Source organism: Sphingobacterium sp. MAE (assembly GCF_056711605.1).
This window is the reverse complement of sequence record NZ_CM160044.1, coordinates 2529635-2544163: the sequence shown is the minus strand read 5'-3', so window position 1 is coordinate 2544163 and position 14529 is coordinate 2529635. Positions and strand designations below refer to the sequence as shown.

Sequence of the window (14529 nt, the reverse complement as noted above, 5' to 3'; positions counted from 1 at the left end):
CTTTTCATTTCTTTATGGAGCTACATTAAAATCATTTTTACCAATTGTTGATCGTATTCGATTTATCCACAATCTGTTTTAAGAGTGCATTCAGATGAGTGTTCAATCGATTGGCAGCATCCTCTAAAATCAATTTACCATTTTGGTCATATATTGCGGTGCTATTCTTCTTATCTTCCACCAGATTGAGCATTCTCCAACCACTACGACCCCAATTGCTCCCATTTTTGGAAGTACGTTCATACCATCTTCTCAGTTCAAAAGTAGGGCTGTTCATCCGGATTTTACCATCTTTAAAAAGAAAGGATAAAGTATACGACAGGTCATATGCATAATTCGTTTTTCCAAAACCACTACCTCCATGCCTCACAGGAAGCGCTTTTTCTTCATATGCCGTTAGCGTAATACTTTCACCTTCCAGCACACTGAGGCCTTTTTGAGGATTGCTGTACAGCGAGTTAATGGCATTAAGTACGTTCTTGTACAAATCCATTTGTTTGACGTTCGGTACTTCTACAACCGCAAAATCATGATTCTCATTGGATACAAAACCCTTGTCCGTGAGCTTAAAATATTGAGCGAAACTCAAGTGCGTAAGCAGTACAAGTACGGCCATACTGAATATTTTTTTCATATACATCATCTCTAAAATTTTTCAATGCTACCTTTCGTGCTGGATTAATCATGTCAATTATTAAAAATCCAATTGGGAACAACAAAAATAGAAATATTTGTCATTTGGCAAAAAATTAGTTTCACCTATCCTACCCGATCATGGAATGATCAGGAGTGAATGTTGTAGTACACCCCTATGGTATGACTGATATGAAAAAACAAAAAGATAGCCGATATGAACATAAATGGCCAACGTCTGAAGGGTAAATTAAAATAAAACGAATTTCCGATCAGGCCGATTCCCCCTAACCATAATGCAGGAGTAATGGCAGGGGCAGAAAAACCGACCATGCTGTTGCTCCATGCACTATTGGGCAAGCCAATCAACATGATCCATGAAGCAAAATAGAGCAGCACACCTACGGTGTAGATGTAGAGACCAAGCATTTGGCCTTTGTTGCTTCTAGAGATATGGAGAGGCATCAAAAATGCCAACAGAAAGATGATAATTCTTGAAATCTGTTCCCCATACATGAGGAAAGAAGGAATATCTTTTGAAAATACTTCAGGCTGATATGCTGGTGGCAAATGATCCGTCAATAGGATATTCCAGATCAGTATCGGTAAAATCAAGATAAAACAGTTTCCAAGATATTTTTTAATCATACTATTTTCGATTACACGTCAAGATAACAGATAATTTAATAAAATCCGCATTTATCGAATAGGGCTTGCCATTATTTTTTACCGACTCCGTTGCTGCATTTGCTCCTCTAACTTGTTCCTTTGGATCACAGCTAACCGATTACTGTCATCTTCTGGGCAAAAACTAAGCATCCCCTTCCCTTCATATAAAAGCACTAAGCCACTTAAATGTAATGCTAAAAATTCCAAATCCGTATATGCTGCTATGAAAGGTCTTAATCCAAAAGACTTTATGTAGGTTGATGGAATCTCCTTTGGCAGGGCTACATCAATTTTCATGGAGTCTGATGCGGACTATGAATCGATAAAAACACTGATAGATAAAAATATTATAAAAGATGGCTATATGGTATTTACGCCGTAGAAATATTTGAAAAGGATCACATTTCAATGATGATAACTTGGCACCAAGTATAAAACCTAATTACGCATTGGATATGATGGCGCCGGATAATCCCTGTCGACATGCATTTTATTGATCAAAATATCGTTGATCCGTTGACGCATCCGCTTATCATCGACCGAAATTTTTAGAATTTTGTTGCTATAATAGGTATCGCCTTTAAATTCCTGCTCTATTTTATTGGCAAATGTTGGGCTCAGCGATTTATATGCAAATGAAAGTTCAGTTTCGTTTTCTGCTATTTTTTTTATGGCCAGTGTCCAGATAAACCCATATTCAGGAAATAAGAAGCTTTTTTTTATCGGCACAAACTGCGTTTTTTTGCCTTTTAACTTGTAATTATAGAGCATATAAATACTTGGTTTAGAAACATCTTTTGCTGCCGCCGCGACCAACTTATTATATTCTTTTTCGTTATCAACAACAATTTCAGTACTTAAACCTTTCTCCTGGATTTCAAAGATCGCCGTACTATCTGTATGGGCCAGGGCTTTAATCTCCATATCCTGATCAATATACCAGCCATCCATATCTGGGATAGCCTGTTTTACACGTTCAAAACTTGCTTTTAATTTGGTTGGGAGCAATTTACTGGTCACCGTTTGCGCACGCAGACCATCCACTGCAGCGATAAAAAGAAGCATTATACAAAGATATTTTCTCATCATGATTATATTCATTTAGCAATACTAAGAGCTCCGGCAAATTACACGTTTTATCAGTGGCAACCTATGACCAATTCATATTTGAAGGTCATCATTTACGATTCGTAAGGTATTGGTGCCGCATGCGTACGCTTTAACATTGAATTACCCTGCCCCCTCGCCTTTTTACAGACCACTGTCCACTAGCTTACTGTCCTATCAAAATCAGTCAATGAAAGAAAATAAGGCCCGATCCCCGTTATCTGTTCGTGAAGAGTCTCTGCAAGTTTGTATCTAACATATCCCCCATTCTGAATTTTTAGAATTTCTACTAATTTTTCAGGAAGATTATAACCAATTTGCTTCTGCGCTTGCTCCAGAATTTCAGGAGTAAGTTCAGGATGAACATACGATAAATATTTTGGTACACTCCAAATATATTTCAATTCACTTTCTGTCATCTTGTGTTTCTAATCTTGTTTAACATTATTGAGATAATACTCCCGCTTATCAATAGCCCCATCAGCGTGGTACACAATGCACTCCCCATTTTTTCTTCCTTTTTTAAATTCAGCAGTCATCAATAATACTCCATCTGCGTAAATCTCTGTCATGCCCTCCAATTTTCCATCCACGATCTGATTTCTAATGGAAATATCTCCATTATCATCGTAGATCGTTATCTCTTTGCTGTGATCTTTTCTAAATAGCGTTTTACTTCTAGTCAGACCATTGTCCGTAATCAACTGACTGACATGAAAACCATCTTCATAAACTGATGTTACAGCAGAGCCATCATCAGTCAACCAGTTGTAAACTCCAGAATACGGGGTATTGGGATCATCCTCTCTATAGGTGATTCCGTTCGAGATTATAATTTTAAATGGGCTATTTAAATTTTCTTTAGACATCTTTTATTTTTAATAATCCAATACTCCCTACTATTAATTTTAATCGTATCCCATTTTTTCCTTACCAACTTTAAAATTAGCATATTTTTAGAAAAAGTTAATCGTCAAATTATATCAATACCTATTATTCGTTTCTTTTGACTATAACTATCCGAAATACTTCCGATGATACTTTTCCTTTTTAAGTTGGTAGTCGTATGGATGCTCTTTGGTAATATGATATCCCTCACAGAATTCACAGTGGTACACATATCGCGGAGTTGCAGTTTTAGCACCGAAACCTTTATTTCGATGCTTCCTCCGCACAGGTTTTTCTAGCCATTTCCGAATCCTCCATTTAAGCCAATGAATAAAGAAGGTCGCTTCAGCAACACCGTTGAATCTTACTTTCCCAGTTGCTCGGCATTTTCGTCTCTCGACCACGTCATTGATCTCGATACTGTAAAACACACTGTCCACAAACTTTTTATAACTACTCATGATGTTTCCTCCTTTCAGTCATTGCGATCTTATTCTTTTTATCTTCTGGGCAGAAACTGAGCATTCCTCTTTCTTCGTATAAAAGCACACCTACATCTTTGATAGCACTGTAAACCTCTTCTTTAGCACTCTGATAATGTACAGATGTTGTGATTAACTTATTCTTCGGAAGACAGTCCCATCGCTTAATTGTAAATCCTTCCCAGCGGCTCATTTCTTCAACAAAAGCACGCAATGGAATATTTTCGTAGGTGCGGACTTTACGGGTCCACATTTTTGCCATTTCAAAATTCATATCCTCCATACGGAATAGCGTGTCTTTAGGCACACTGGATTTATCCAACCAGTCGGCCATCAGGACCCCAAGATCGCGAGGGCTATGCAGTCTTTTACTTTTCTTAAGACTATACGCGTATAGATTCAACTTTCCATTATTAAGTACGATCTTGGTTGATTCTTTTACCGATTTAATCACAAAGTCACTCGAAGTCGAAGTCACTTTACCTTTCACAGTCCCGACAATAAAGGGTTTATCACTGGTTGAAACATAAGCCTCACCTATCAAATCAATGTAAGCTATGTCCCTTTTCTGTATCGGGTAACGCACCCAGGTCTGTGCATTCATCCTGATACGCGTACCATCTTCAGTCTCCAGTACACATTGTTGTCTCGTCTCCGTGTAGATCTCGAGATTTGCGATTGTTGGCGCTTCATGATTACCAGCTCTTCTCTCAATTTTCAACACCCCCTCTTTGGTCCTGCTGATCAATAAATCCCCTACCTGCTTGATTCTGCCGACATGATCAGGGTAAACTTTAATCCAGGTCGATTTACCCACAAGAAGCATACAGGAGGACTCCTCAGAAGGAATATCTCCATCATTAGCAAAGTGCAGACTGTTGTTTACAGCTGGAAGGACATACGTAACCTCTTGCCTTAAAGCAAAATATATTAGCGTAGCGAGTCCAAAAAATAAGAGGGCAGCCACGGCAACAGCCAAATAAATTTTTTCTTCCTTTTGTACTTTAACCACTTTTTCTTTTTCGGCTTTTAAGGCTTTCGCTTTTTCGATGATCGCATCAACATCTGGTTTCCAATCCTGCAGAATACCTTTGGGCAGTTGTCCGCCCAGTCCGCGCAACACCTCTATAACCATAAGCTCATATTCATCTTCAGTATACCGTATCTTCTCACCCTCCAACAACTTCTCTTCCTCCACAGTTAACTGTTCCAATAACTGCTGTTTGATTAACTCTTTTATATTGATATCTGTGTGTCCCATTGTGTATTGTTCTATTGTATGAATAACTCCATTAACTGTTACGACCAGCGCTTTAGTAGCTTCCTGATCTTCCTATTTGCAGAACTAATCAAGTTCCTGACGTGTTGAGGCGTGAGGTTATGGACATTTTCCAATTCCTTATTATCCATTCCGTCCACTTTAGAGGCTATAAAAATCTCTTCTTCCCGTGGTGTAAGCCTTCTGGCATGAAACAGCAGCTCATCGAGTGTCTCTTTATAGACCAGATCCGTATCTGCCTGTTCAGAACTGCGTAGGTCTTCATGATCTTCAATCGGTTCTTTTAGACGTATTCTTTCGGAACGAAGCGTACTAAGTGCCGTATTTCGGGCAATAGCCATTATCCATGCAAAAGGATCTTCCAATTCTCCTATCTTTTTATGATCCGTCCATATTGCGATCAGTGTAAGCTGAAAAACATCTTTAACGAGTTCATCATCATTCTGTATGCAACGGGTTATCTGCTTCAGCAACTGAGGGCCATGTTTATCAATGATAAACCGAAGTCCCCTGTCCGGATCATCCATTAATATTTTAAATGCTTCATTTTCCATGCCTTAGGTTTTATGTCCATTCTTCAACGATCCTTAACTAAAAAAGTGAAATTATACCCCTGATAGTCAATTAATTAAAAATTAAATGAAAATGCAGGCAGTACATTTCCCATAGTTGGGATAGTTATATATAGAAGACAATAAATTTATAAATGGTAATATAAAGATACAACACAATTATTAAATAAACAAATACAAATATCTGATTAATAAATAGTTGCAATAATTTAGCGACATGAAATTGAACTGCAATAACTGAAGGAATTAACAGATTAAAAAGACTAAACTAATCGATATGAAAAAGCAAATAATTTATATCAAATCATTAGCTACATCTAGAGCTGGGCATACAATCCTCAAAATTATAAGGATTATCCTGATCGGACTTTGGACATATACTGCAGCGATAAAACTTGGCAATATGCCCTATAATATTGATAGCATGCATAAGCAGTTTTTTCCTGCTCCTATAGCGACTTTATTAGCCTATTTCGTTCCGGTGCTGGCAATAATTTCCCTTGTTTTTTTAGTATTTAACCTTAAAACTGGACTGTTATTATCAATAGCCTATCTTACTGCTATCATCCTTTTTATTGTAGTGGTATTATCTGAAATCATAGCAAAAGAAACATGTTCATGTGCCGGTATATTTAAAGAAATGAATTATAAAGGTCATCTTGTTTTTAGTCTGATCATGTGGACTTTAGCTGTAATTGCATTATATATTTATCAAAAAAATAAAGCGGGTATGCCGAAAACCGCTACCAGAGTAGGCTCATAACCAATAAACTATCATCATCATGATGAAAACAAAATTTAATTTTTGGAGAGTAATGGCAGCAGCTGCTATTATGTTCTCCGCAGGGGTAGGTTACGCAGACGCAACAGCAATGCAAACTGCAACACACTACAATGCCACCCCTGCTGATGCAGAAGATCAAACGCCAAATTGGCAACCGATCACTCCGGGAGGAGCAGGAAGTCTGAATTGTACTCTTAATGAAGAAAGAGAGTGCAAAGCTATCCAAACCTCACCAGGGGTTTTTCAATCAGTTCAAGATGGAGACTATCCAGGACTTTAGGATCTTAACTGATTAAATTGAAAATAGCCTTTACCGGATAAACCTGGTAAAGGCTATTTTTATTATTTTTTTTCAATGATCAGCCGCTCATGTTCAGCAGGTTTTAATGATAGCTGAAGACCATATGGCAAAAGCGCAACGTTTATGTCTTCAATTGAATTTGTTTCATAACAAAATTCAATATCAAATCTTTTTAGAAATCCAGTCTGATCCACAATGGGCCATTTTGCGTATCTAAATATAACCGATTCTAAAGTAGTGCGAAAGCTGCTCATATCACAATTTTTGTTAGAAACACAGTTACCGTTTACTTTAAATTCACTTAATCTGGATTTGGAGTCGACCACATAATTTTCGATATCATTATTGATTTTTTCTAGTACCAGACAACTGTCCCTTGCTACGATTACTTTTGCAGTAAATTCAGGCACTGCAATTTTCAGATCCTGTTGCATCTTTTCAAAAATATGATCATCTGCTGATACGATTTCATAGCAAAATGTTCTCTTTTCTATGATGGGCATTGCCGCCATTCCCGACACGTTAAATCGTCTTACCAGAGTGTCGTTAGAAAGAATATCGACAGCTCCATCATTAATATATGTCCTCATCTTACCATATGCCATTTTATACAGTTTCACCAGATTGATATTCGTATTGGTGATACGCTTAATGTTGCCCAAAGAATCCCATTCTAGAGATGTACCTCCACTATAGCCCAGTTCTGGAATAAATTTAGTGAATATGGAATAATTAACCACTTTTCCCTTCTGTTCCCTTTGCTGGGGATTATTTAGAAATTGAATCAGCGGAGTTTTATCTCTGTCATAATCTGCTTTGATCATATCGATCTTTGTTTGGGTAGTTACCTTTTCCCCTACAATGGCTTTTTTGACCTGCTCCCTATCAACAGACTCCGTAATCGCTATAACAGAGCCATTCCTGATCCATACATAGTGAGGTATCGTATTGTGCGGAAAGAGATTTCTTAATAATGTATCCCCAAATACTTTAGGTAGTTTTGGAACAGGAAAACCATTTTTTATCCTGCCTTTAAAAAAAGTCTGCACCTCTTTTTCACCTTGGTAAGTCACTAACATCACTTTCAATTGATCTTTAAATTCCTGCTGTATACTATCCATTTTAGGTAAAGCGTATAAGCATGGAGCACACCAAGTAGCCCAAAAATCCAATATCAACAATTGATCTTGGCTCATTTGATGTAAGGATGCCGAACTGTAGGTGGCATCTGTTATATCTTTAATCACCACATCGGGAACTTGCTCTCCAACAGCGATATTCACCAACTGTTTCTGCGCCATTAAACCGTTACTTAAAAGCAACATAAAAAGTGTGTATAATAAATTTTTCATAATTTTATTTCTAACGAATATTTTGCTCTATACCAGAAATCTCGATCTCTGTTTGGGGTATTTCAAAAACGTATCGATTACTATTTGCTGGCAATAGAAAAGTTTCATTCAAATAGGTTCTTGAGAGATCTATTTGCGTAGCAGCCTCTAAATTTTGACGTTTCAGATCAGACCAGCGTGTACCTCTACCGACTAATTCTTTATGTCTTTCATTCAAGACCAAGGACAGTGCCTCTTGATCATCATGAGGTGTAAACGTGGGTAGTAGTCCATTTTTGTACCTTTTCTTGAGCAACACCTGTAACACGTCAATCCCTTCTTGCCACCTATTCGTTCTCATCAGGCTTTCTGCTTTTACCAGATATAATTCATCGGTAGCCAGGCCCGTAAAGTGATAGAGAGAATTTCCAGAATACGTACCTATATAAAGTTTATTTCCATCAAAAAGAGCCTTTACCCGCAGATCGTGTTCACTGTAGGTAGATAATAAATCATCAGCCACTTGAACTCCAGCCAACGATACTAAGGATAAGCCCGCATTGGTGAAGAATATAATTTCTGGATTTGTATGATAATTAAACATAGAAAAAGGAAATGCAGCAGAAAAATTAAGATCATTATAATCCAGTACATGATGATCGATATCCAATGCCTTATTGACCTCTACCAGTGCCAGATCATGTTGATGCTGATTCTGATAAATCCGCGCGAGTAAAGCATGTGCCGCTTGCTTGGACGGTCTGGTCTTTATATCTGTTTTTAGTGGCAATTCACTTATTGCCCTTGTTAGATCATTTATTATAAAATCGTAGCATTCCATTAATGCTGCTCTCTGAATTACTTTTGGATATTTGCTATCCGCAATAATGGGTACCCCCAACTGATCTGAGCCTTTGTTAAATCCTGGAGCAAAGTCCTGCAATAGTTGATAATGCGCCCATGCCCTATAAAAAAGTGCGCTGCTATACAATCGTTGCCAAAGTGAGCGGTCATTACCATAATTGTTCATGGCGTCTAAAGTCTCCATGGCGACATTGACGTACATGATCTGCTGATAAGGTAAATCCCAAGGCGAGGTGTTTTTCCCCGTAGGATCAATTGTTTTATTCCACAGATACAGATTACGCTGTAATTCTGATACCGATTTAAGTTTGTTTTCCGTGAATGTCAGATCCCCATCCGAAATCAACCGGAAGTAATCGGTACGATTCAGCACCTCGGCATTGTCCAATAATGCGTTAACATCTTGAAGTGTCTCTACCACAACTTGCTGTTTCTGTGGCTTGACATCTAAAAACTCCTTGCTGCATGCGGTCCATGTCAGGACAAGGGAGAGACTGATGATATAAGTATTTCTATGACTCTTTCTCATGATAGTTATATTAAAAAAAACGATTAAAGGATGATACTAGCGCCCAGACTGAAAGTTCGAATAGGAAGATATTCAACATGTCCGTAATCTGGATCGTATGAGGTGTCAGCCTTCTTCCAGATCAATCCTAGGTTATTAGCATAAACATAAAGACTGCATCGACTGATCTTCTTCATATTCCAACGATGCAGCGGAAGACTATACGCTATACGCACATCCTGTAACCGAACATGATCAGCCCTTAAAATTCGAGCTGATGAGTATGTGTATATTTGAGCACGTGGGGTATTAATGACCTCTTGAAAAGACGGAATGTCGGTGAACTTCTCATCGCCAGTTTTTTGCCATCTTCGATCATAATCACCATGTGTCGTGACGCCATTAAGTAAATCATAATAGCTCAACGTCTCCTTTTTAAAATAATAACCACCCCTATAACTCATGTTAAAAGAAAAAGCCAGTTGTTTCCATTCTATGGTATTTCGAAAAGATGCATAACGTGTTGGCCTCACTGGTCCATGATAAATGAGCGCATCCATGTTCACCGCTTTCATGATCGCCGCATAATCTTTTGACTCTTCTCCGTTAAGATAGCCTATAGGATCTCCATTTTCCGGATCCAAACCACCCCAAGGTAAGCTATACAATGCCCATAAAGGACTTCCTACTATCGGATAGGCTGACTGGCCATCAGAAGCTCCCATGACATTTAAAGCCGATAAAGCTGGACCTTGATAACTTGTCACTTTATCTTTGACCGTATTGAACAGCAACTGATTGCTCCATTTCACGCTTTTATCAATCGGTACCGTGTTCAGTACCAGTTCAAATCCCTGTGCATTTGTTTGCGCATAATTTCCTGTTTTTGTTTTGATACCCGCTGTACCAGGAGTTGGTATCGTACCGATCACATCATCACCATCTTTATTGTAATACTCCGCAGAACCTGAAATTCGAGATCGGAATAATGAAAAATCGAGTCCTATATTCGAAGTTGAGATTTTCTCCCAGCGCAGATCAGGATTTCTTGGCGTAGCAATACTAGCAAATGGCAACTGTGTCAATACATTGGCCTGATTATAATAGGCGGTCGTGTAAGCGGTCAGTGTTTTATTTATATTCCCACTTCTGCCGTAGGTTGCTCTTAGGTGTAGTCTATCAATAGCCTTTACATTAAAAAAACGTTCATTGCTGATATTCCAACCTAAGCCAATCGAATATAAAGGGACACGTTTTTGGTTGGCATCCACTCCAAATAGATTGCTCTCATCAAAACGCAGACTTCCGGTAAAGGTATAACGACGATCGTAGGCATAAGAGAAATTGCTAAAAACAGATCGAAAACGATCGATAGTACCCGTCTCGAGATCCATAAACGGAATCACATTAAAAGTATTATAGGCATTGAAGTAACTGGTGTAATAATCCTTATAATTGACCGCTTGGCTGATCCCTATACGTTCATCATATCCATAAGATCTTGTTTTGTTTGCATCAGCATGCTGATCACGGATTTCATAGCCCATGATCCCATTAATCTCATGCAATGATGCCACTTGAAAATTAAAATCAGCTTGCAAACGCAAATTATGGGCTTGTGAACGGATGTATTCCAGATCTAAGATGCCCCCTTTTGGAATGGCGTAAGCAAGTTGATTGGTCGACAAATTGCGCTGTGTAAATCGGTTGATCATATCACGGGTATAGTAACTCTCCATGCTATTCAACTGCCTATTAGCAGTGTTTCCATTCCAGTACTGATATTGAGCATGTACATGTATTCCCTTCCTGATATGATAACGAATAGCTGCATCCATACGGAGATCGTTGCCTTTACCTGTCCTATCCTGCTGATCACGGTCAAGCAGCGGTTTATAAGACCAATCCAATAGACCATCATTGGCTACAGATTGGAGATAGCCCAAACGGTAATCTTTGGTTACTTCCAGTGGCTGACCACTTTCGTCAGCAAGTCTAGCATAGGGATATATTTTTGAAGTTGGGATATTACGATAACCCATATAATTAATCTCGGACAGTCCATTAAGTTCCGTACGCTGTGCTGTAAAAGCCGCTTGTCCTGTGAGTTCCAGCTTTTTATTCAAGAAAGACCAATGATTACCTATAATACCTGTCAACCGGTTATTGTTGTTGCCGACAACCTCCGTTTGATTACGGTCATATCCCACAGAAGCATGATAACGATTGGTTCCATTACTACCCTGTGTACGAAAAGCATACTGCTGTGTTACAGGCGCCCGATAAAAATATTGTTCATAATCTGACCGTATGTCATATCCTTTCAACTTTTCGATCTCCGCTTCAATAGCTTCTTTTTGTTCAGGATGATCCCGTTGACGGATAAACAGCTCTACTGCCGGATTCAAAGGTGTTCTGCTTAGCGATATTTCGAAATTATTATAAAAACCCCGATCAAACAGCATCCGCTCGATTTCTATAAAATCAGCACTCGAGATCATAGGTTGATAATGTAGATCGGGAGTATTTCCGATGGTTGTATTGATATTTATTTCCACCTGTTCACCCCCTAAGCTATTGCCTTTCTTCGTATTGATTACAATAACACCATTCCCTGCCCGAGCACCCCAAATCGAAGCTGCCGCAGCATCTTTCAAGACGGTCACACTCTCTATATCATTTGGATTGATGTTATTGATATCTCCTTCATACGGAAAATTATCAACGATAATCAAGGGAGATGCATCAGAAAATATGGTATTTTGCCCTCTTATGCGCATTTGGGCAGCCCCGCCTTTACCATTATTGAAGATCAAGCCCGGAGTGACATCCGCTAGTCTTTCCAATACATTGCTCCCCACCTTTCTATTAAAGAGTTTATTGTCGATCTGAACAAAGCTCCCTGTCGCTCTTTCCTTTGGTATTTTCTGGTATCCTGTAGACACTACTTCGACCTCATCCAGTTGATTTTCCAAAGGAGTTAATTGCACATGCAATGGTACATCTACGGTATAATCCAGCTCAACGGTTTTGTAACCGACAGAAGTAAACTTTACTTTGCCATTTCGCTGTGGGACCATGATGCTAAATGCACCATCTTTATTAGTCGAAGTCTTCACCTGATCAGCTTCAACACGCACGGATACAGCCTGTAAGGGCTTCTTATCTACAGCAGAACTGACCTTACCTTGCAGGGTATAACTTGGTTTGGTCTGCGCCTGGCTAGCTCCTGCTCCAAAGGTCATCACGAGCAGTGCGATCATCGAAATGGAAAATTTAGATTTTAACAAAAAATCCTTGCGGCACGTCTTCAAGACATCCTGAATAGATCCAACCTTTTTATTTAAGAAGCATTTTAAGCGATTTGAAGGATTATTAATCCAAAACCACCCAGACGCTTGATAAAATAAATTGGATCGCTTAAAAGTGCTTATTTGAGATAAAGCACTCTTCAGGCATCGATCAAGTATAGATGAAGCATAGATAGTGCGTTGATAGTGCATGGATAGTGTATCAATGGGTACCGTTTTACGCACTATCCATGCTTGACCATTACTTAGCATATGCACTACGCATGCTTGGGAGATACAGGAACAACCGTGTTCCCGTGCTGGTCTAAGCTCCGCCTGTAGATCCTTAGCCAATCTAGTGGCTTGAGTAGCTCTTTGGTATCTTCTCAGTAGCTTCTCCATACATTCTCGGTACAGGATTGGTACAATCCCCGTGAATAGCCCGTACACTAACAGTACACTCTTAGCCACTTTAAAAACTACTTTTTGCATCAAAATCAATAAAAAATACAAAAAGCCTATTTGGATCTGATTCGTACTTTGTTTTAACCTTGTTCGTACCTTGTTTTGAACTTTCCTGTCCCTGCACCGCAGTTGCAAAGTCCCTGCACCGTCCATTTCCCGGGTCAGGGACGGGAAAAAGGCGGTGCAGAAGCGGTGTACAGACGGCTTTCGGTAAAACAGTGTCCGAATCTGTTTAGGAGCTGTTATGGATCTAGTTCCTGCCAAAAACTGCTCCAAAACATCCATTTGGTGTTTTACTGCATTTCTCCCACCTTTCTTCGACCTCTCTTCTAGCCTTGTTCTACCTTCCCCTGAGTCTCCTTCGAGTGGGCTTCGACTCTCCCTGCACGTACGTCGAAGCCCAGTCGAAGCCCACTGGGAGCCGACTCGAAGCGACCTAGAAGATGGGGCGAAGTTGGTTGGGAAAAGACTGGAAGCAAATCCATCTGGACTTTGCCCCTCTGCTCCTGCTTGGATTTTATGCGACTGACCATCGGGCACTTGTCGGGTAGCAGTTGTATCCTTTTCGAAGGTATATGAACTACTGAAATCATCATTAGTTGCTTGTGCAATATTATTTTTTAGTGCATTTTTAGTAGCAAAATATTCAGGTGATATGTCCTGTTGAGTGCACTTGTTTTTTATAGTATAAATGGATTGGAAGATACCCTTGAAATAGGCATGTATTCTCCCATCCCTAATAAAATTCATCATTTTTTAAGGTTTAAAAGAAGTGCTCTCAAATGCCCTACTTATCGTCACAGATACCGATTCAAGATATCTTTAGAGGTCGATAGGAACACAAGATCACACTATCATATGTTGTCATTCATTAACTTCAGATGCCGTTTTAAATCAGGATCACAGGTTATATAGGGCTACGTCACGGACATCAATGAAAAAATAAAAAAACCGGCTTGTCTTATCGTACAACAATAAGTTTTAATGTATACAACTGCTTTTTGATGATATGCCTATGTATGTGTCAAGATAATCAAAGCAATGGTAGATGTCAAAAAGCGGGGGAATTGTAATCATTAAATACAAGCCGGCTAAAACCTGAATAAAATAGACGACAGCACTCATTCAATAATTATTGAAAGATGTATTGCAGCCATTTTAAATGGGTTTTAATACTTTAATATCAGCTTGGTGCAGGGATTTTACTGTGAGCACATTGCTTAAATAGCTGATGGAGATATCCCCAAAGCTTGGTGATATATAGGTTTTCTATTTTCATTTTAGTTTTTTTTGTTTAAAGTTCCCCTTTTGCTACCGAGGGTTGATTTATAATCATGTCAGTTGTGATCCCCTCGG

General features: G+C 39.0%; 13 protein-coding genes. 2 read left to right on the top strand and 11 right to left on the bottom strand.

Annotated elements, in window-relative coordinates:
* Nucleotides 1-37: 37 nt before the first annotated feature.
* The 8 genes from AC06G9_RS10715 to AC06G9_RS10680 form a co-directional block, all read right to left on the bottom strand.
* Nucleotides 38-634, bottom strand: coding sequence for a hypothetical protein (locus AC06G9_RS10715; protein ID WP_480958126.1), 597 nt, complete (start codon nucleotides 632-634; stop codon nucleotides 38-40).
* Between the two features lie 149 nt (nucleotides 635-783).
* Complete coding sequence (locus tag AC06G9_RS10710; protein ID WP_480958125.1) at nucleotides 784-1281, bottom strand: hypothetical protein; 498 nt, start codon at nucleotides 1279-1281, stop codon at nucleotides 784-786.
* A 459-nt stretch (nucleotides 1282-1740) separates the two neighbouring features.
* Nucleotides 1741-2391: a transcriptional regulator gene (locus AC06G9_RS10705; RefSeq protein ID WP_480958124.1), complete on the bottom strand. Its 651-nt coding sequence runs from the start codon at nucleotides 2389-2391 to the stop codon at nucleotides 1741-1743.
* A 179-nt stretch (nucleotides 2392-2570) separates the two neighbouring features.
* On the bottom strand, nucleotides 2571-2828 hold the full coding sequence (locus AC06G9_RS10700) for an SMI1/KNR4 family protein (protein WP_480958123.1): 258 nt from the start codon (nucleotides 2826-2828) through the stop codon (nucleotides 2571-2573).
* 9 nt (nucleotides 2829-2837) lie between these two features.
* The gene (locus AC06G9_RS10695; RefSeq protein WP_480958122.1) at nucleotides 2838-3278 is read right to left on the bottom strand and encodes a toxin-antitoxin system YwqK family antitoxin; all 441 of its coding nucleotides are present in this window, start codon (nucleotides 3276-3278) and stop codon (nucleotides 2838-2840) included.
* Nucleotides 3279-3425: 147 nt separating this feature from the next.
* Nucleotides 3426-3758: a hypothetical protein gene (locus tag AC06G9_RS10690; RefSeq protein ID WP_045756105.1), complete on the bottom strand. Its 333-nt coding sequence runs from the start codon at nucleotides 3756-3758 to the stop codon at nucleotides 3426-3428.
* Nucleotides 3751-5040: a FecR domain-containing protein gene (locus AC06G9_RS10685; protein ID WP_480958121.1), complete on the bottom strand. Its 1290-nt coding sequence runs from the start codon at nucleotides 5038-5040 to the stop codon at nucleotides 3751-3753. The genes AC06G9_RS10690 and AC06G9_RS10685 overlap by 8 nt, the downstream gene beginning before the upstream one ends.
* Before the next feature lie 38 nt (nucleotides 5041-5078).
* Entirely contained in the window at nucleotides 5079-5612 is a 534-nt protein-coding gene (locus tag AC06G9_RS10680) for an RNA polymerase sigma factor (protein WP_094772043.1), read from the bottom strand.
* Between the two features lie 295 nt (nucleotides 5613-5907).
* On the opposite strand from AC06G9_RS10680, the gene AC06G9_RS10675 reads away from it, so the two are divergent.
* Complete coding sequence (locus AC06G9_RS10675; protein ID WP_153195957.1) at nucleotides 5908-6393, top strand: MauE/DoxX family redox-associated membrane protein; 486 nt, start codon at nucleotides 5908-5910, stop codon at nucleotides 6391-6393.
* Nucleotides 6394-6412: 19 nt separating this feature from the next.
* Entirely contained in the window at nucleotides 6413-6694 is a 282-nt protein-coding gene (locus AC06G9_RS10670; RefSeq protein ID WP_248753754.1) for a hypothetical protein, read from the top strand.
* A 62-nt stretch (nucleotides 6695-6756) separates the two neighbouring features.
* Here the strand turns inward: AC06G9_RS10670 and AC06G9_RS10665 are convergent, their stop codons facing one another.
* From AC06G9_RS10665 to AC06G9_RS10655, 3 genes are read right to left on the bottom strand one after another with little or no spacing between them, the layout of a single operon-like run.
* Nucleotides 6757-8067: a TlpA family protein disulfide reductase gene (locus AC06G9_RS10665; protein WP_480958120.1), complete on the bottom strand. Its 1311-nt coding sequence runs from the start codon at nucleotides 8065-8067 to the stop codon at nucleotides 6757-6759.
* Nucleotides 8068-8077: 10 nt separating this feature from the next.
* Complete coding sequence (locus AC06G9_RS10660) at nucleotides 8078-9439, bottom strand: RagB/SusD family nutrient uptake outer membrane protein (RefSeq protein WP_480958119.1); 1362 nt, start codon at nucleotides 9437-9439, stop codon at nucleotides 8078-8080.
* A 23-nt stretch (nucleotides 9440-9462) separates the two neighbouring features.
* Complete coding sequence (locus AC06G9_RS10655; protein ID WP_480958118.1) at nucleotides 9463-13926, bottom strand: SusC/RagA family TonB-linked outer membrane protein; 4464 nt, start codon at nucleotides 13924-13926, stop codon at nucleotides 9463-9465.
* Between the last annotated feature and the right edge of the window lie 603 nt (nucleotides 13927-14529).

Bases quoted from the DNA above. Each gene is read 5' to 3' on its own strand.
- AC06G9_RS10705 (WP_480958124.1), bottom strand. From the start codon at position 2,391: ATGATGAGAAAATATCTTTGTATAATGCTTCTTTTTATCGCTGCAGTG.
- AC06G9_RS10685 (WP_480958121.1), bottom strand. From the start codon at position 5,040: ATGGGACACACAGATATCAATATAAAAGAGTTAATCAAACAGCAGTTA.
- AC06G9_RS10695 (WP_480958122.1), bottom strand. From the start codon at position 3,278: ATGTCTAAAGAAAATTTAAATAGCCCATTTAAAATTATAATCTCGAAC.
- AC06G9_RS10665 (WP_480958120.1), bottom strand. From the start codon at position 8,067: ATGAAAAATTTATTATACACACTTTTTATGTTGCTTTTAAGTAACGGT.
- AC06G9_RS10675 (WP_153195957.1), top strand. From the start codon at position 5,908: ATGAAAAAGCAAATAATTTATATCAAATCATTAGCTACATCTAGAGCT.
- AC06G9_RS10715 (WP_480958126.1), bottom strand. From the start codon at position 634: ATGAAAAAAATATTCAGTATGGCCGTACTTGTACTGCTTACGCACTTG.
- AC06G9_RS10710 (WP_480958125.1), bottom strand. From the start codon at position 1,281: ATGATTAAAAAATATCTTGGAAACTGTTTTATCTTGATTTTACCGATA.
- AC06G9_RS10700 (WP_480958123.1), bottom strand. From the start codon at position 2,828: ATGACAGAAAGTGAATTGAAATATATTTGGAGTGTACCAAAATATTTA.
- AC06G9_RS10690 (WP_045756105.1), bottom strand. From the start codon at position 3,758: ATGAGTAGTTATAAAAAGTTTGTGGACAGTGTGTTTTACAGTATCGAG.
- AC06G9_RS10680 (WP_094772043.1), bottom strand. From the start codon at position 5,612: ATGGAAAATGAAGCATTTAAAATATTAATGGATGATCCGGACAGGGGA.
- AC06G9_RS10670 (WP_248753754.1), top strand. From the start codon at position 6,413: ATGATGAAAACAAAATTTAATTTTTGGAGAGTAATGGCAGCAGCTGCT.
- AC06G9_RS10655 (WP_480958118.1), bottom strand. From the start codon at position 13,926: ATGATGAATTTTATTAGGGATGGGAGAATACATGCCTATTTCAAGGGT.
- AC06G9_RS10660 (WP_480958119.1), bottom strand. From the start codon at position 9,439: ATGAGAAAGAGTCATAGAAATACTTATATCATCAGTCTCTCCCTTGTC.